Here is a 16,769-nt window from a genome sequence, read left to right as displayed (position 1 = left end):
AGCATCCCAAACGGCTTCAGATTCATTCTGCACACTACCCGATAACGAACAGGCCGCCTGAAACAGACGGCTTGTGTTTTTATGACCTGAAAAGCAAAAAGTTCAAAACATGAAGAAAACCTTACTCGGCCTGACCGTGGCCTCCTTAATGCTTGGCAACGCCGTTGCCGCACCGCAAGCTGCATCTGCACCGGCTGCGATACCTACAACCACCGCTGCCGCAATGCCTGCCGCTCCTGTGCCTGAAATCGCCGCCACCGCATTTTTAATCAAAGATTTGCAAAGCGGCCAAGTGTTGGCGCAAAAAGGTTTGAATACCCAAGTCGAACCTGCTTCACTAACCAAATTAATGACCGCCTACCTGACATTCAAAGCTTTGGATAACGGCACTCTGAAACCCGAACAAATGCTTACTGTTTCCAAAAAAGGTTGGAAAGCCGAAGGTTCGCGCATGTTTCTCGATCCTGCCAAGCCAGCCAGTGTCAGCGACCTGATTAAAGGTCTGATCGTTCAATCTGGCAATGATGCCGCTATCACTCTGGCGGAAGCCATCGGCGGCAGTGAAGAAGGTTTCGCCACCATGATGAACACTGAAGCCAAACGACTCGGCATGACCCAAACCCATTTCGTGAACAGTACCGGCTTACCCGGCGAAGGCCATCTCACCAGCGTGAACGACTTGGCTGTCCTTGCCGGAGCCATCATCCGCGACTTTCCCAAGTATTACCCCATCTATTCAATTAAATCGTTTAAATACAACAATATTGAACAACCCAACCGCAATTTGCTGCTCTACCGCGACCCGAGTGTAGACGGCTTGAAAACCGGCCACACCAGCAGCGCCGGCTACAATCTGATTGCCTCCAGCAAACGCAACGGCCGCCGCGTACTTTCGGTAGTGGTCGGTACCGAAAGTACCGAAGCACGTGCATCGGAAAGCAGCAAACTGCTGAACTGGGCATTACAGTCTTACGACACTCCGAAACTGTATGATGCCAACCAAACCATTTCACAGGTAAAAGTGTATAAAGGCAGCTCCAATGCCGTGAACGTCGGCTTTCTGGATGCTGCTTATGTAACCATTCCGCACGGAGAAGGCAAAAACATCAAACCGATACTGGAAACTATGCAGCCTGTACTTGCGCCGATTGAAAAAGGCCAAGTGCTGGGCAAGCTCAGAATCATAAACGGCGGCAAAGTATTGGCGGAAAAAAATGTGGTTGCCCTCAATTCGGTGGAAGAAGCCAGCTGGTTCGGCCGCACTTACGACAGTATTGTATTGTGGTTTAAGAGTTTGTTTGCCGACGAATAGGCAGGAATCTTAATCAAACAAGCCTTCGGCAATCGTTCTTACCGAAGGCTTTATAGATAGCCAAAGGCCGTCTGAAAAGTTTTCAGACGGCCTTTTCACATTCGTTTCGTCAAACACCGAAGATCAACTGCTCGGTGAATTTTTTACGTGCAGCGGGAATACCGTCCAACAACGCCATCACGCCGCCACGTCCGAATTTCAACAAGGCATCGGGATGGTCGAACAATGTTACCAAACTGTGGGTAAAGCCGACAATGGCATGTGCATCCAAACGGCGGGCTGCCGCATATTGTTGTGCCAGTTTACTGTTTTCCAAACTATGCGGTGCTGCAAATACCTGTGCCAATGCCAATGCGTCGCGTACGCCTAAATTCAAACCTTGGGCGGCAACAGGATGCATGGTTTGTGCAGCGTTGCCGATACAGATTACCCGCCCGCTATACACACGATTCAACTGTTTGAGCTGCAAAGGAAAAACGGCCGCTTCTCCGCGTTTTTTCAGACGGCCCAAACGATTGCCGAAAACCTGCTCGAACTCCCGTGCGAAATCAGTAAATACCATATCTTTCAAAGCCAAAGCATCTTCGGGCGTACGTGTCCAAACCAACCGGTAAGCATCATGATAAGGCAATAATGCAAATGGGCCGTTATCGGCAAAGCGTTCGTAAGCCGTGCTGTCGGCCGGTCGGTCGAATTCAAGCGTCGTAACCAATGCCGACTGCCGATAGTCGTAGCTGTGTCGGTGCAGACCAGGAAGCTGCTCGGCAAGGTGTCCGCCTTCCGCCAGAATAATCCAATCCGCCGTGATACAGTGCGATTGCCCGTTATACATCACATCCAATTCGGCAAAATGCGAAAGCGTACGCACGTGCCGTACTTGGGTTTGCCACAGCACAGGCAGATTTTGCTTCTCAAGCGCGGCTTCACATTGGCGCATAATCACCGCATAATCCACAGTGCGCCCCAGTTCGGCCGCATGCATATCTTCCGCACGCAGCAAAGTACGCCCAAAATGATCTTGCTGGGAAATATGCACGTTTTTAATACGGGTGGTTTCGTTTTCGGGCAAATCCACGCCTGCCGCTTGGAAGGCTTGCAGGCTATTGAACGATAAAGCCAGCGTGCGTTTGTCTTGAATTTCGACTCCTTTGGCGCGCGCTTCTATCAACAATACCTGCTTTCCCTGCCCGTACAGTTGCAAAGCGGCCAGCACTCCGACAGGGCCTGCACCGATAACGGCAATCCGGGTATGCGCGGGAATGGTTTGCATGATGTTCAGCCTGAATCGTTAGAATTACCGGTATTCTAACGGATTTGGAAAGCAGGTTGAACAAAGGCCGTCTGAAAGACGGTTTTCAGACGGCCTCTAAAGATTTTTTCAATTCACACAAAACCAAAATTTAAGATTCACACTTTCCCAACAATGCCTCAACATTCCGCTCCGTTGTATCCGCAACGGTTTCGACAGGCACTCCGCGTAGTTCTGCAACAATTTCGGCGATTTTGCGTATATTTTCCGGAACATTCACGCTGTTTGCCAGCATAAACGGACTGTCTGTTTCCAAAACAATTTCACTTAAAGGCAGCTCGCGGGCAGCTTGGCGGGCTTTTTTGGCAGTGGGATTCAACAACAGCGAACCGATACCGATTTTGAAGCCGCACGCCGTAAGCGAACGGGCTTCTTCCAAACTGCCGGAAAATGCATGGACGATCCCGCCCCGTGTAAAACGGGTGGCTTTCACAACCTCCACCAAGGCTGCGGTGGCTTTTAGGTTATGCAGAATAACGGGGCGCCAGTACTGCTGTGCCAATTTAAGCTGCTGCGTAAGCCATAGTCTCTGGCATTCACGTACCGCCGATGTTTGGTTTTTATCGTAAAAATCCAAACCGATTTCACCTACCCATGCTTGCGGATATTGCTGCAAAAAATCCTCCAACCGGTTTAAATCGGCATCAACAGCAGATTCTGCAAACCACGGATGAATACCGAAAGCGATATGCACCTGCGGCAAACCGTTTAATGCCGCCACATCGGCAAAATCGGCAGCGTGCGTAGAAGGCACGATGAACCGGCATATGCCCAAGGTCTCCGCTTCGGCAATAATATCGGGCAGATTATCCCGGAATAACGGGTCGGCAAGATGGCAATGGGTATCAGTGAATTTCATACCGGCTCAACCTAAAGATGCTCTCAACAAACAACGACCGTCTGAAAATCATTTTTCAGACGGCCTTTATATACGACAACAATCCTTTATTGGTCAACAAAAGCGCGTTCGATCAAATAATCGCCGCGTTGCCCCATTTTCGGCGACACCACCAAACCAAATTCATTCAATACCGCACTGACATCTTTCAACATGGCAGGGCTGCCGCACAACATTGCCCGATCGTGCTCGGGATTCATCATCGGCAAACCGATGTCTTTAAACATCTTACCGCTGCGCATCAAATCGGTAATATGGCCTTGATGCGGATATTCTTCGCGTGAAACTACGGGGTAATAAATCAGTTTTTCTTTTACCACTTCGCCCAAGTATTCATGCTCGGGCAATTCTTTGGTAAAACGGTCGTAATAAGCTAAATCTTTCTTGTAACGCACACCGTGAACTAAGATGACTTTTTCAAACTGCTCATACACCTCCGGGTCTTTGGTAATACTCAGGAAAGGCGCAATGCCGGTGCCGGTAGAAAGCAGATACAGATTTTTGCCGGGGTTTAAATCTCCGCAAATCAATGTGCCGGTAGGCTTTTTGCTGATCAGCACTTCGTCGCCCACTTTCAAATGCTGCAAACGGCTGGTTAACGGGCCGTCTTGTACTTTGATACTGAAAAATTCGAGATGTTCTTCCCAGTTGGCGCTAGCCACGCTGTATGCACGCATCAGCGGCTTGCCGTCCACCATCAGGCCCACCATCACAAACTGGCCGTTTTCAAAGCGCAGGCTTTCGTCACGGGTGCAGGTAAAGGTGAAATAAGCGTCTGTCCAGTGGTGAACGGACAATACGGTCTGGGTATTGAATGCTGCCATTGTCGATTTCCTAATTTATATGATTTTGAAAAACAGATTCCGAATAACGTTTTAATTAATGAGAAAAGGCCGTCTGAAAAATTAAATGACCACGGCGATCGTACCGTCGCTTTTTTCCGACAAGTCTTCCGAAGTTTCATCGAATTGCAGGCTGTGCAAATCGGCATAACGCCCACCCTTCGCCAACAATTCGGTATGCGTGCCTTGCTCTACCACGCGCCCTTCGTGCATTACTACGATATTATCGGCTTTCTCAATGGTAGAGAGACGGTGCGCAATCACGATGGTTGTACGGTTTACCATCAGATTCTCCAACGCGGCCTGCACGAGACGTTCCGATTCATTATCCAACGCGCTGGTCGCTTCATCTAAAATCAAAATCGGGGCGTTTTTCAGAAGGGCGCGGGCAATTGCCAAACGCTGGCGTTGGCCACCTGAAAGTTTCAAACCGTTCTCACCGATTTCAGTTTGCAGCCCTTGCGGCATGGCCTTGATAAATTCCCACGCATTCGCTGCTTTTGCCGCCTGAACAATATCGGCTTCGCTGACTTTGTTCATCTGGCCGTAAGCAATATTGCTGGCCACACTGCCGTTGAACAACACGACATCTTGGCTCACTAAAGCCATCTGCTCGCGCAGGCTTTCAAGCGTGTATTCGCGGATATCAGTGCCGCCGATCAATACTTGACCTTCGGTGGGGTTGAAAAAGCGCGGCAACATATTAGCCAACGTGGTTTTGCCGCAACCCGAAGCCCCCACTAAAGCAACCACCTGCCCCTGCGGAACAATCAGATTGACACCATTCAAACTGTTCCGCTCGGCTTCGGGATAACGGTGAACCACTTGGCGGAATTCGATATCGCCGGGACGGTTATTCAACGTCTGTACGCCACCGTCGGTTTCTTCGGCCTCATCCAAAAAGCCGAACACACTTTCTGCCGCAGCCAAACCGCGCTGCAAAGATTGCATAATGCCAGTCATGCGCTTGATGGGATCAAACATCATGATCATGCTGGAAAGAAAGGCCATGAAATCGCCTGCGCTGAAATCAGACGAATGCGCTTGCGAAGCGGCAGTGTAAACAATTATGGCCAATGCAACCGATGCCATCAATTGCGTAAAACCGGTGCCGATAGAGCTGGCTGCGGATTGTTTGACGTTATTGCGACGGACATTATCGGAAACATGGTTGAAACGGTTGGTTTCGTATTTTTGGCCGCCGTAAACTTTAATCACACGCGCACCGTCGATGCTCTCATTGAGCACCTGCATCATTTGGCCGAGAAACCGTTGATTATGCAGAGATAAATCACGCAAACGGCGGCTGACAAGGCGCACACTGAAAGCAACCACCGGCAAAATAGCGAATGTAATCAGCGTCAGTTTCCAATCCAAATAAAACAATAAACCAAGCAAACCGATAACGCTGACACCGTCTTTCGCCAATACTGTAATCACATTGAAACCGGCATCGGTAATCTGACCCGCATCATTGAGCACGCGAGACATAATGCGGCCGCTACTGTTACTGCTAAAATAATTTGACGGCAGGCGCATCAACTTGACAAACATTTCGCCACGCATCCGCTGCACCAGGTGGCTGGAAAGGTAAGTGGTACAGTATTCGTTGATGAAGTTGAAAATACTGCGCACCAAAAACAAACCGACAATCGCCAGCGGCATCCAAGTCATTTTTTGCATGTTTTTATCAACAAAACCTTCATTAATCAAAGGCTTAAGAAGATAACCAAATGCAGGCATGGTTACAGCCACCAGCAACATAGATACAATAGCAACGGAAAAAACTTTCCAATAGCTTTTTAAATAGCCAAACAGCCGTTTGTATAATTCCCAACTCGACTGCTTTTTCGATATATGCATAATATAAAATTCGCGAGTAATCAATAAATTCGGTTTAGAGCAGCCGCACGATTCTAAACAAAAACTTTTCTCATCACAATATTTGTTATAGCTGCGCAACCGATGAAATAACGGCAACAAATTGTCCAAACTTCAGAAGGCCGTCTGAAAACCATTTCAGACGGCCTTCTGCATTATATACCTAATTGTTCATATATTATTTATAAATCAAATAAATAAAACAGTCCGGCCAAAGCAGACAATTGCAAAGTATCACGCCCCCAGCGGCGGTGCTGCAAAACCCGCATCCACAATATGGGGCGGATTGTCTGTTTTACCAAGGTTTGGATGTTTTGAGGTTGCTGTTGCAGGCATTCTTTCAGCAATTCCACTGCTTCGGGCAACAAACCGTTCCGCTGAAGTACCAGCACCGTGGAATGCAGATAACACAGCCAGTCGCGACTTTGGCACTGCTCTAAAGTGAGCACGGTAAACGGATTGTCTTCAAAATCAATAAAGCCGATTCGCTCCCCGTCCGACATGATATTGCGTGCAAACGCTTGGCTAAGAAACTGTTTTTTGCGATGTACTTCCGCAATGGCATGCACTCCGGCCAACCAGCTGTCCAACTTTTTTTGTTCTGCTTCCCGAGTAATATGATCCAACAGCGTTTGTCCGTCCAGCTCACTCATCATCAAGGCGTTTTCCTGCTGCGCCAAAAGCTCCGGCACATATATTCCGGCCGCCGATAATTCGTGTAGCCGTGCCGCTTCGATAGCAATAGCGGCAGTCCCACCTAAGTTGGGAACGGGCGTAAGCACACCCAAATGTAAAACTTTTACAACTAAACCAAGCAACCGATAACGCCATGCCGCATTATGCCTGCCGGCTTTTCGTATCCACACGGCTTTACCGTCGGGCAACACATGGCGCGCAACAGTATCATTTTGACTTGCCGCAAGTGTTTTTAACTGTGCCGTATAATCCGTCATCGTATCTAAATTCTTTTTTCCGTTACCACAGCAATTGTTTATTTTTTACAAACTTTGCTGATGATGGCTTTGACCGCATCAGTATCATTCGGTACCACCTGAACGCGCTGCGGTAATTTTTCCAACCCTGCCAACGCAGCGGGGCGCGGCACGGCTACTTCTCCCACGGCCTCGCGGATGGTATTTTCAAACTTCGCGGCCAGCGCCGTTTCCAAGCATACGACGATTTCGCCCACTTCACGTACTTCACGCGCCACTTTGATGCCATCGGCAGTGTGCGGGTCAATCAACTCGCCATCGGTTTTATATACCTCGGCAATGGTTTGCAGGCGATCTTGGTGCGTGCTTTTGCCGGATACAAAACCGTATTGATGGCGGATTTTATCAAGCTGCGCACTTAAATCGAAACCTTCTCCCGCACCTACTTGCGCCCACAAAGCACGCACTCGGGCAGCATCCCTATCGGTTAAATCGAAGATAAAGCGCTCGAAATTAGAGGCTTTGGAAATATCCATCGAAGGGCTGGACGTTACCATAGTGTGCTCGGCCGTGCGCGGCAGGTAACGGCCGGTTTTAAAAAACTCATCAAGTACGTCATTTTCATTGGTTGCCACAATCAAACGGCCGATCGGCAAGCCCATCATGCGGGCGATATGGCCTGCACACACGTTACCGAAATTACCGCTCGGCACGCAGAAACTTACTTTTTGCTCATTACTTTGTGTAGCTTTGAAATAACCGACGAAGTAATACACCACTTGAGCCACAATACGGCCCCAGTTAATCGAGTTTACAGTACCAATTTGGTATTCGGCCTTAAATTCGGCATCATTTTGAACGGCTTTTACAATGTCTTGGCAATCATCAAACATGCCTTCCACTGCAATATTGTGAATGTTTTCATCTTGAAGGCTGAACATTTGCGCGCGTTGGAAATCGCTCATTTTGCCTTCGGGAGACAACATGAAAACGTTAATGCCTTTTTTGCCGCGCAAGGCGTATTCGGCCGCCGAACCGGTGTCACCACTGGTGGCACCGAGGATATTCAGCGTTTTGCCTTCTTTTGCCAACACATATTCGAAAGCATTGCCCAAAAACTGCATGGCCATGTCTTTAAACGCAAGGGTCGGGCCGTTTGAAAGTGCTTGAATCTTGATGCCGTCTGAAAGTGTGCGCACAGGTGTGATTTCCGCACCGTTAAATACTTCGGAGGTGTAAGTGCGGTCGAGAATGCCGCGTAAATCGTCGGTAGGGATATCGGTTACGAACAAACTCATGATTTCAAAAGCCAATTCAGAATAACTCAAACCTCGCCATTTTTCCAAAGTAACCGCATCGATTTGCGGATAGGTTTCCGGCAGCATCAACCCGCCATCGGGTGCCAGCCCCATCAGTAAAACTTCACTAAACGGTTTATACGCAGTTTCGCCGCGGGTGCTGATGTATTTCATGTTTTTTCTCTATTTAAATGATTGAAAAATATGTTTTTGTGTTTTAAGGCCGTCTGAAAAAATCAGAAGAGGCAGATTTCAAATAGCCGATATTGTAAACCGTAAACAAAATAACGGCACGTCTTGAAGCGAATAAGTTTTCATTATAATACTCGTAACACTCATTTATGCCGGACACACACATACCTCTCTACCTCAGGGTGTAGGGTTTTAGCATGTATTCAACTTTAACTGCCGTTGATGTTTTTCAGATGGCCTCTTCCATAACAGGCCGTCTGAAAAGTTATTGGCGAAACACCCGCTTCACACAGGCCGTTACCGTTTTAGCCGTTATCGAAGCAATGGCTTGATTGCGCGTCGCAGGGCTGACCACCTTCATGATTTCAGCAGTAGTCATCTGGTTTAAAGCCTCTTCACTGGCACAACCGCAGATTTTATCTTCCCATTCGCGCTGCTGCTTTGCCGTCATTACCAATGCAGCCATACGCCATTCATTGCGGTTGTTCAGTTCCACCCTGCATTGATTGTCTATGGCTGTTCTAACCAACGAATCCGCCATACCCATGCCACTGCCTGAAAAAGTGCCGTCCGTCGCACAGGCCCCCGTTAACAAAACGGCTGCCGTCAGCATAATTTTTTTCATCATTTATCCTTTATTTTCTGCAATATATAAAATAATTGCCGCACCGGCGGCATCCATATATATTGGCAGGCATTGTACCGCAGCAGTTTAATTTTAGGTAAAACAATATACTGCAAAACAAGCAAATCGTTTTAAGCCTTTCGACTCGGTATAATGGCTCAATCGCCTTGCTATATAATCAGGCCGTCTGAAAAGAAAGAATCATCATGCCGGATTTATTTTCCCGTCAACCCGACGCGCCGCTCGCAGAACGCTTACGCCCGCATACATTGGACGAAGTAATCGGGCAACAACACCTTATAGGCGCAGGCAAGCCGCTCAGGGTCGCCGTTGAAGGCGGCAAGCCCCATTCCATGTTGTTGTGGGGGCCGCCCGGTGTTGGCAAAACCACTCTGGCACGGATTTTGGCACAAAGTTTTCATGCCCAGTTTCTGCCTGTATCCGCCGTATTTTCCGGTGTGAAAGATATCCGCGAAGCCATTGAAAAAGCAGAAATCGCTTTGCAACAAGGGCAATCGACGATTCTATTTGTCGACGAAGTACATCGTTTCAACAAAGCCCAACAAGACGCTTTCTTACCGCATGTCGAGAGCGGCCTGCTTACCTTTATCGGGGCCACTACGGAAAACCCGTCATTTGAAGTTAACCCCGCTTTGCTCAGCCGTGCCCAAGTATATGTGCTGCAATCTTTAAGCCCTGCCGATTTGCAACAACTCACCGATAAAGTCTTTGCCCTGCCCGAATACGCCGACATGAGTATCAGCAAAGATGCCCTTGAGTTACTGATTAATACGGCCGATGGCGATGCCCGCCGTCTGCTCAACCTATTGGAACAACTCTTACGTGCCGCCCAAACACAAAATATTACCGAACTCAGCTCGGAATTCCTTGCCGACAGCCTCGGCACGCAAATCCGTCGTTTCGATAAAGGCGGCGAAAGTTTCTACAATCAAATTTCCGCATTACACAAATCCGTGCGAGGCTCCCATCCCAATGCTTCACTATATTGGTTTTGCCGCATGCTCGACGGAGGAGCCGACCCGCGCTATCTTGCCCGCCGCATTGTACGCATGGCTTGGGAAGACATCGGTTTAGCCGACCCGCGTGCCATGCAAATCGCCAACGAGGCCGCCGCTACTTATGAACGCTTAGGTTCCCCTGAAGGCGAACTTGCCCTTGCGCAAGCCGTGTTGTATCTGGCTGCGGCCGCAAAATCCAACGCGGGATACAAAGCCTATAACCAAATGCGTGAATTTGTGAAAAAAAATGCCAGCGATGAAGTGCCTGTACATTTACGTAATGCTCCGACCAAACTCATGAAAGAATTAGGATACGGGCACGAATACCGTTATGCCCATGATGAACCTAACGCCTATGCCGCAGGCGAAACCTATATGCCCGACGGTTTGCCCGAACCTGATTTTTACCAACCTGCACCGCGGGGATTGGAAATCAAAATCAGTGAAAAACTGGCTTGGCTGAAAAAACTGGATGAAGATTCAAACAAGTGAATGTTGAAATAACTGCCTCAAATCGATCTTTTTCAATTTATTGATTAGGCCATCTGAAAGATTAGGCCGTCTGAAAACAACGATATTAAGTAAAAAAATCCCACTGTAAATACAGTGGGATTTTTTTACTTTTAGCTCATTAGCGTTTTTTACCGGTTACGGTAGCAACAGCCAAGTTTGCATTACGTTTCAGGGCAACACTTTGCACACCTTCAGGGAATTTGATGTCTGACAAGTGCAGAATATCACCGGCCACAACGGAAGCGCAATCCAACTCCAAAGCAGCAGGAATATCTTTAGGCAGAGCGACCACTTCAACAGTAGTGTTCAACAAAGAAACACGACCGCCTTGTAATTTAACCGCTTGAGAAGTTTCCGCATTAATGATATGCAAAGGAACACGGATTTTCAAAGGTTTGGCAGCATCAACAACTTGGAAATCGATATGTTGAACTTCTTGACGGAACGGGTGCATTTGGAAATCACGCACAATAACTTCTTGAGTTTTGCCGTCCAAAGTCAATTTAATCAACGCAGTATGGAAAGATTCTTTTTCCAGTGCGTAGTACACGGTTTTGTGATCTACGGCAATCGCTACCGGCTCTTGATTTTCACCGTACAGAACGGCAGGGGTTTTACCTTCACGACGCAGGCGGCGGCTCGCACCAGTGCCCTGTGCATCGCGAAGCGTAGCTTGAATTTCGTATGACATATTAAAATACTCCAAAATTAAACAAAATAATCGTTTTCCACCGCGACCAGCTTCAAACGATAAGGGTTATGGCAGAAATACGCTGCCGGTTGTCAACACATCTTCATTGAAAAGATATGAAACAGATTCTTCGTTACTGATACGGCGTACCGTTTCCGCCAGCAACCCGGCAATCGTAACCTGACGGATACGTTCGCACTGACGTGCGGCATCCGATAACGGGATAGTATCAGTGACCACAACTTGGTCAATATCCGAAGAAGCAATACGCGATACTGCTTCACCCGAGAATACCGGATGGGTGGCATAAGCCAAAACTCTTGATGCACCGCGCTCTTTCAAAGCGGAAGCAGCCTTACACAAAGTATTTGCCGTATCAATCATATCGTCGACGATCAAGCAAGTACGGTCTTGAATATCACCGATAATATTCATTACTTCGGCCACATTGGCTTTAGGGCGGCGTTTATCAATAATAGCCAAATCCACATTCAGCATTTTAGCCACAGCACGAGCACGCACCACACCGCCGATATCGGGGCTAACAACAGTCAGGTTTTCAATACGCTGACGTTGAATGTCGTTAATCAAAATCGGTGTCGCATAAATATTATCCACCGGAATATCAAAAAAACCTTGAATTTGGTCAGCATGCAAATCAACGGTCAATACGCGGTCAATACCTGCTGAATACAGCATATTCGCAACGAGCTTGGCTGAAATCGGTACACGCACGGAACGCGGACGGCGGTCTTGGCGGGCATAACCGAAATAAGGGATGGCAGCAGTAATACGGCCGGCGGAAGCACGTTTCAACGCATCAGCCATCGTTAACACTTCCATCAAATTATCATTGGTAGGTGCACAGGTCGGTTGCAGGATGAATACGTCACGTCCGCGCACATTTTCCAAAAGTTCAATGGCCACTTCGCCGTCTGAAAATTTGCCTACGGAAGCATTGCCTAAAGAAATATCCAAGTGTTTAACAACTCTTTGTGCCAACTCGGGGTTAGCGTTACCGGTAAACACCATCAAACTGTCGTATGCAGCCATATCTTCATCACCTGGGTTTATGTTAGGGTTCCGCTCAGAAAACATCATGCTTCCTTTCGCCAGTGACCGTTTTTTTACAGAACCGCCATTATACGCGCCCTACTCTGCCAATCAAAGCCTTTAGAACGGCTTTATAGCAGATAAACCGGATAATCATACAAAAAATACCAAGCTACACACAATAGGCTGAATGGGCCAAAGTGAGCGGATATCATAAAAAAATTATCAGGTTTATCGGCATCTGTCGAAGTAGTTTTTCAGTATTTTAATTTAGAGGTATATCAACATAAAAAGCGTGCAAGGTAACTTACACGCTTTTTAACTGGCTGGGGAGGAAGGATTCGAACCTTCGCATGCTGGAATCAAAATCCAGTGTCTTAACCGCTTGACGACTCCCCAATAAAGGGTGGTAGCTTGGCTGGGGAGGAAGGATTCGAACCTTCGCATGCTGGAATCAAAATCCAGTGTCTTAACCGCTTGACGACTCCCCAACACTTCAACCTGATATATCAAACAAAGGGTGTTGGTGTAAACCTTTCACGCAATATGCTTCATATATATTTGAAACTTGCCGGTATACAGACTCGGCCTCTTCTTCAGTTTTGAACCTTAAAAACAAGCAGGCACCAGAGCCTGTCATTAAAGGATTTCCATATTGCTGAAGTGTTTGGTAAGCCTGTAAAACTTCAGGATATTCCTGAAAAACGACTGCCTGCATATCATTTCTGAACGGCTGCAGCGTTTGGAAAGTCGGCATTATGCTGGGTTCGGAATCCCGTGTCAAGCATTCATGCGAAAAAATCACTGCCGTGCTGACATGTACGGGCGGTTTGACGACAACATACCATTGTGAGGGAACAAAAATTTCCTCCAATTGCTCACCGATGCCTTTGGCAAACGCGTTTTTTCCGAAGATAAAAAAAGGAACATCTGCGCCAAGTTTCACGCCGATATCGATTAATTGTGATTTTGTCAGCCCGCAATGCCATAAACGGTTCAATGCGAGCAATACGGTTGCGGCATCGGAGCTGCCCCCTCCCAATCCTCCGCCCATGGGAATACGCTTTTCCATCCAAATATCCGCACCGCTCAGGCCGTCTGAATGGATTTGCAAAGCGGCAGCGGCACGATAGGCCAAATCCTTTTCAGGCTCTACACCGTCAAGCGGGGTATGCAGGACGATTTTCCCATCATTACGCACGGCCAGATAGATAGTGTCGTACAAACCGATCAAACAGAAAATACTTTCCAGATTGTGATAGCCGTTGCTACGCCTGCCGGTAATCCGTAAATCCAAATTTAATTTGGCCGGTGCGGAGAAAGCTTGTGCATGCTGTGGAATATGGATACTCATGGCAAATTATCCGTTATCTGCGTGCGGCACATTGTTTGGGTGCATTACCGTCTTTTGCGGGAGACATTTGGTCAAACACCAACCGCAAAGTCAGCTTGGAACTTTCCAATAGTAAAGTGCGGGGCGAACCGTCTGATTTCAGGGTACGTGAAATCGTCCACTCGAATTGCTGCAGGCGGCCGTCTGAAAGAAGTTGGTAAGGGGCGTTTTTGACCCACTGGCCGTTTGCCCAAACATGCAGGTATTGCACAGGAAGCGAGTAGCCGAGTAAACGCTCGCTTAGCTCTTGCGCAGTACCGGCTTGATAGACTTTGCCTTTGTTATCGACGGCCAGCACACCGCGGCTGTCTTGACAAAGTTGGCCGAGGGTATTGCCCAGAGGGGTGTTTACGTTGATGGTTTGCACTTGATTCTGGTAAGTCCAGTCAAAATTGGCATAAGAGCCTTTTTCGTTAACTTTTACTGCCAAGCGGCCGCCTGCGGCGAAGTCGGCTATATTGGTTTGTTCGCGCCAGCTTTCTTGCTGCGGCATATGCGGCTGTGCACAAGCTGCAAGCAATACGGCAGTGCACAATGAAATTTTAGAAACATCGAGTTTCATGCTGTTACCTGTATGTAGAGTAGATTTGAATGATAAGGGAAGGCCGTCTGAAAGGCTTTAAGCCGGTTTCAGACGGCCTGTTTTGTATCAGGACATTCAAACTTGACCTGTCGAAAGAGGGATAAGTTCGGCGGCATCCGAATAAGCTGTGATTTCGGAGAAGGCCGTCTGAAAACAGCAAAAGCTGCTCAGACGGCCTGACAAGTTAAGCCTTACTTCTTCTTTTTCGCTTTCTTGGCCGGAACAGGCAGTTTCACACCCAAACGTTGCAGGGTGCGTCTCAATGCGGTTTTATCGCCTTCTTTCCTCAAACCTTTTTGCCATACGTCTTTGGCTTTTTCCTGCTCGCCAAGCGCCCACCACACTTCACCCAAATGTGCGGCTACTTCAGGATCGGGATATTGCTCAAACGCATATTGCAGATAAGGCAGTGCGGCTTGAGCATCGCCTTTCAAATAATATGCCCATCCTATGCTGTCATTAATGGCCGGGGATTCCGGTTCTTGCTGATAAGCCGCCTGAATCAACCTGAATGCCTCTTCTTTATCGGACTGCGACAATGTCAGCAACGTGTAACCGAGCGCATTCATGCCTGCGGCACTGTTCGGATTCAAGCGCAGATAATGGCGGAAATCGGCTATGCCTTTTTCGGGCTGTTTCAACTGATCTACATACACCATACCGCGTTGGTAAAGAATATCGGGCAACCGCTCCGCACCGTCGGGCTGTCTGCGGGCTTTGGCAGCCAATGCATTCAATTCAGCCAATGCTTCTTGAGGATTGTTGTGTTTGGCCAAAGCAAACAGGTAAACCCGTTGCAAATCGTTGCTGTTGAAGAAGCGGCCCTGCTGCTCGGGCAGACGTTGAGCACGACGAGCTTCTGCAAGTGCCGCGCGGCCGTTGCCGGTTTCGGCTTCAATAGATGCGCGCAATACAGCTTTGTCGAACACATAATCGGGAGAGGTGATTTTATCCGCCCATACTTTAGCCTGCTTGTATTGTTTGACATCGGCATAACGCATGGCACCGATAACCGCCGCCCTGCTCTTTTGCTCACTGGTACCCGTACGATAGGCTTTATCGAGATAGTTGCCGGTTACCGAAAGGTTTTCCTCACGCGTTACCGACAAGATCGCCGCCTGAATATACAAATTGGCATTCGGATTCTGATTCAGCAAGGCTTGCAAACGCGCATATGCTTTATCGTGCTGATTGTCTGCAATCAGGCTGCTGATTTCCATTTCTTGCCATACGGGGGAAAGGTTGCTGGTATCGGTTTCGGTAAAGAAACGGCTCAGAATCTGCGGGCTGCGTTGTGCCACCAAACGTAATGTGGCTTCGGTAGGCGGCAGGATTTCGGCATCCAGTTTCGACAATTTCTGCAAAGCGGCAACGGCATTTCTGTCTTTACCGTTTTGGGCGCTGAAAATCAAATCGGCAATCGCTGCTTCCGGCATTTCGGGATATTTTTTGGCGGCACGGTGCACCGCCTTGCCTGCTTTTCCGGCAAGATCGGTATGCAGGATGCTCATCTGCGCCAACAGCAGAAACACCCGGCGGGCGTGGACATCGTCGGCATTTTTGAGCACGTCTTGCAGGCCGTCTGCGGTTTTTTCGGTCTTACCCAGCACCAAATCGAGCGCCCACCCCATGCGTTTTTGAGCATTGCCCGGAACGGGTTCGATTTCCCGCCAAATTTGATAAATTTGTTCGGCCTGTTCGTAAGCATGTAGGGAAATGGCCATTTCCATCGCACGCTCGGCAATTTCGGGCTTTTTGGTGCGGTTCAGTATAATTACATAAGTTGCCAATGCCGACCCCGCCTCGCCTTTTTGCAAAGCCATTTCGCCGCCCAGCAAAGTAAACAATTCATTCGCGCGTTCGACTATACCCGCCCGGCGCGCATATTCCCGCTCATGCTCTTCTGGAGAATAAAAGCTCTTTTTTACCGTAACGGCCTGCACCTTCTTCGGCATTTGTTTAGGTGCTTCATTGGTAGCGGCATAACTATTGCCGACAAACAGCATCATCACCGCCCAAACTGCGGCATGAACACGGGTTTTCCCAAAAAACATAAACATTTCCTCAAATCTTCAAAAGTTACGGCCGCAAACTTTTCAGACGGCCTGTAACCGAATGTGCGATACTTTATCACAAGCCTGCCGCTTTGTTGATTATTTGCGTTAGTCATATCTGCAAGGGCGTAAATGTAACACAACATCGAAATAAACAAGGCCGTCTGAAAACTC

General features: G+C 48.2%; 14 protein-coding genes and 2 tRNA genes. 2 read left to right on the top strand and 14 right to left on the bottom strand.

Translation table 11 applies throughout. The features are described from left to right. The first annotated feature begins 109 nt into the window (after nt 1-109). The gene (locus EL216_RS10225) at nt 110-1,312 is read left to right on the top strand and encodes a D-alanyl-D-alanine carboxypeptidase family protein (RefSeq protein WP_085390214.1); all 1,203 of its coding nucleotides are present in this window, start codon (nt 110-112) and stop codon (nt 1,310-1,312) included. A gap of 109 nt (nt 1,313-1,421) precedes the next feature. Here EL216_RS10225 and EL216_RS10220 read toward each other — a convergent pair whose 3' ends face one another. From EL216_RS10220 to EL216_RS10190, 7 genes are all read right to left on the bottom strand, one after another. Beyond that, nucleotides 1,422-2,582 carry an FAD-dependent monooxygenase gene (locus EL216_RS10220; RefSeq protein ID WP_085390213.1) on the bottom strand — a complete coding sequence of 387 codons (1,161 nt, stop codon included), beginning with the start codon at nt 2,580-2,582 and terminating at the stop codon, nt 1,422-1,424. 130 nt (nt 2,583-2,712) lie between these two features. Next, complete coding sequence (locus tag EL216_RS10215; RefSeq protein WP_085390212.1) at nt 2,713-3,480, bottom strand: TatD family hydrolase; 768 nt, start codon at nt 3,478-3,480, stop codon at nt 2,713-2,715. 86 nt (nt 3,481-3,566) lie between these two features. Next, on the bottom strand, nt 3,567-4,343 hold the full coding sequence (locus tag EL216_RS10210) for a ferredoxin--NADP reductase (protein WP_085390211.1): 777 nt from the start codon (nt 4,341-4,343) through the stop codon (nt 3,567-3,569). Between the two features lie 81 nt (nt 4,344-4,424). Further along, nucleotides 4,425-6,224, bottom strand: coding sequence for a lipid A export permease/ATP-binding protein MsbA (msbA, locus tag EL216_RS10205; RefSeq protein ID WP_085390346.1), 1,800 nt, complete (start codon nt 6,222-6,224; stop codon nt 4,425-4,427). 200 nt (nt 6,225-6,424) lie between these two features. Beyond that, nucleotides 6,425-7,195: a BUD32 family EKC/KEOPS complex subunit gene (locus EL216_RS10200; protein WP_085390210.1), complete on the bottom strand. Its 771-nt coding sequence runs from the start codon at nt 7,193-7,195 to the stop codon at nt 6,425-6,427. Between the two features lie 38 nt (nt 7,196-7,233). Further along, nucleotides 7,234-8,646, bottom strand: coding sequence for a threonine synthase (thrC, locus tag EL216_RS10195; protein ID WP_085390209.1), 1,413 nt, complete (start codon nt 8,644-8,646; stop codon nt 7,234-7,236). 283 nt (nt 8,647-8,929) lie between these two features. Beyond that, a complete protein-coding gene (locus tag EL216_RS10190) occupies nt 8,930-9,292 on the bottom strand; it encodes a hypothetical protein (RefSeq protein ID WP_085390208.1) in 363 nt (120 codons plus the stop codon). A gap of 203 nt (nt 9,293-9,495) precedes the next feature. Between EL216_RS10190 and EL216_RS10185 the strand changes: the two genes are divergently transcribed. Next, nucleotides 9,496-10,800, top strand: coding sequence for a replication-associated recombination protein A (locus tag EL216_RS10185; protein ID WP_085390207.1), 1,305 nt, complete (start codon nt 9,496-9,498; stop codon nt 10,798-10,800). A gap of 139 nt (nt 10,801-10,939) precedes the next feature. On the opposite strand, the gene EL216_RS10180 is transcribed toward EL216_RS10185, so the two are convergent. The 7 genes from EL216_RS10180 to EL216_RS10150 form a co-directional block, all read right to left on the bottom strand. Beyond that, a complete protein-coding gene (locus EL216_RS10180; RefSeq protein WP_085390206.1) occupies nt 10,940-11,512 on the bottom strand; it encodes a 50S ribosomal protein L25/general stress protein Ctc in 573 nt (190 codons plus the stop codon). Nucleotides 11,513-11,578: 66 nt separating this feature from the next. Further along, nucleotides 11,579-12,565 (bottom strand): ribose-phosphate pyrophosphokinase, encoded by a 987-nt coding sequence (locus EL216_RS10175; RefSeq protein WP_107879702.1) that lies wholly within the window; start codon nt 12,563-12,565, stop codon nt 11,579-11,581. 323 nt (nt 12,566-12,888) lie between these two features. Continuing rightward, nucleotides 12,889-12,964, bottom strand: a tRNA-Gln gene (locus EL216_RS10170). A gap of 16 nt (nt 12,965-12,980) precedes the next feature. Beyond that, nucleotides 12,981-13,056 (bottom strand) — tRNA-Gln (locus EL216_RS10165). 5 nt (nt 13,057-13,061) lie between these two features. After that, a complete protein-coding gene (ispE, locus tag EL216_RS10160; protein ID WP_408633986.1) occupies nt 13,062-13,913 on the bottom strand; it encodes a 4-(cytidine 5'-diphospho)-2-C-methyl-D-erythritol kinase in 852 nt (283 codons plus the stop codon). Nucleotides 13,914-13,932: 19 nt separating this feature from the next. Further along, on the bottom strand, nt 13,933-14,520 hold the full coding sequence (lolB, locus tag EL216_RS10155; protein WP_085390203.1) for a lipoprotein insertase outer membrane protein LolB: 588 nt from the start codon (nt 14,518-14,520) through the stop codon (nt 13,933-13,935). Between the two features lie 212 nt (nt 14,521-14,732). After that, nucleotides 14,733-16,595 carry a tetratricopeptide repeat protein gene (locus EL216_RS10150; RefSeq protein WP_085390202.1) on the bottom strand — a complete coding sequence of 621 codons (1,863 nt, stop codon included), beginning with the start codon at nt 16,593-16,595 and terminating at the stop codon, nt 14,733-14,735. Nucleotides 16,596-16,769: the final 174 nt, after the last annotated feature.

This window comes from Neisseria animaloris (genome assembly GCF_900637855.1).
In the GTDB taxonomy this organism is placed as follows: Bacteria; Pseudomonadota; Gammaproteobacteria; order Burkholderiales; family Neisseriaceae; genus Neisseria; species Neisseria animaloris.
Note: the sequence above shows the minus strand (reverse complement) of the source record. Positions and strands in the feature narration are given on the sequence as shown.

Coding starts and splice junctions, on each gene's coding strand:
- EL216_RS10225 (WP_085390214.1), top strand. CDS start 110: ATGAAGAAAACCTTACTCGGCCTGACCGTGGCCTCCTTAATGCTTGGC.
- EL216_RS10220 (WP_085390213.1), bottom strand. CDS start 2,582: ATGCAAACCATTCCCGCGCATACCCGGATTGCCGTTATCGGTGCAGGC.
- EL216_RS10215 (WP_085390212.1), bottom strand. CDS start 3,480: ATGAAATTCACTGATACCCATTGCCATCTTGCCGACCCGTTATTCCGG.
- EL216_RS10210 (WP_085390211.1), bottom strand. CDS start 4,343: ATGGCAGCATTCAATACCCAGACCGTATTGTCCGTTCACCACTGGACA.
- msbA (WP_085390346.1), bottom strand. CDS start 6,224: ATGCATATATCGAAAAAGCAGTCGAGTTGGGAATTATACAAACGGCTG.
- EL216_RS10200 (WP_085390210.1), bottom strand. CDS start 7,195: ATGACGGATTATACGGCACAGTTAAAAACACTTGCGGCAAGTCAAAAT.
- thrC (WP_085390209.1), bottom strand. CDS start 8,646: ATGAAATACATCAGCACCCGCGGCGAAACTGCGTATAAACCGTTTAGT.
- EL216_RS10190 (WP_085390208.1), bottom strand. CDS start 9,292: ATGATGAAAAAAATTATGCTGACGGCAGCCGTTTTGTTAACGGGGGCC.
- EL216_RS10185 (WP_085390207.1), top strand. CDS start 9,496: ATGCCGGATTTATTTTCCCGTCAACCCGACGCGCCGCTCGCAGAACGC.
- EL216_RS10180 (WP_085390206.1), bottom strand. CDS start 11,512: ATGTCATACGAAATTCAAGCTACGCTTCGCGATGCACAGGGCACTGGT.
- EL216_RS10175 (WP_107879702.1), bottom strand. CDS start 12,565: ATGGCTGCATACGACAGTTTGATGGTGTTTACCGGTAACGCTAACCCC.
- lolB (WP_085390203.1), bottom strand. CDS start 14,520: ATGAAACTCGATGTTTCTAAAATTTCATTGTGCACTGCCGTATTGCTT.
- EL216_RS10150 (WP_085390202.1), bottom strand. CDS start 16,595: ATGTTTTTTGGGAAAACCCGTGTTCATGCCGCAGTTTGGGCGGTGATG.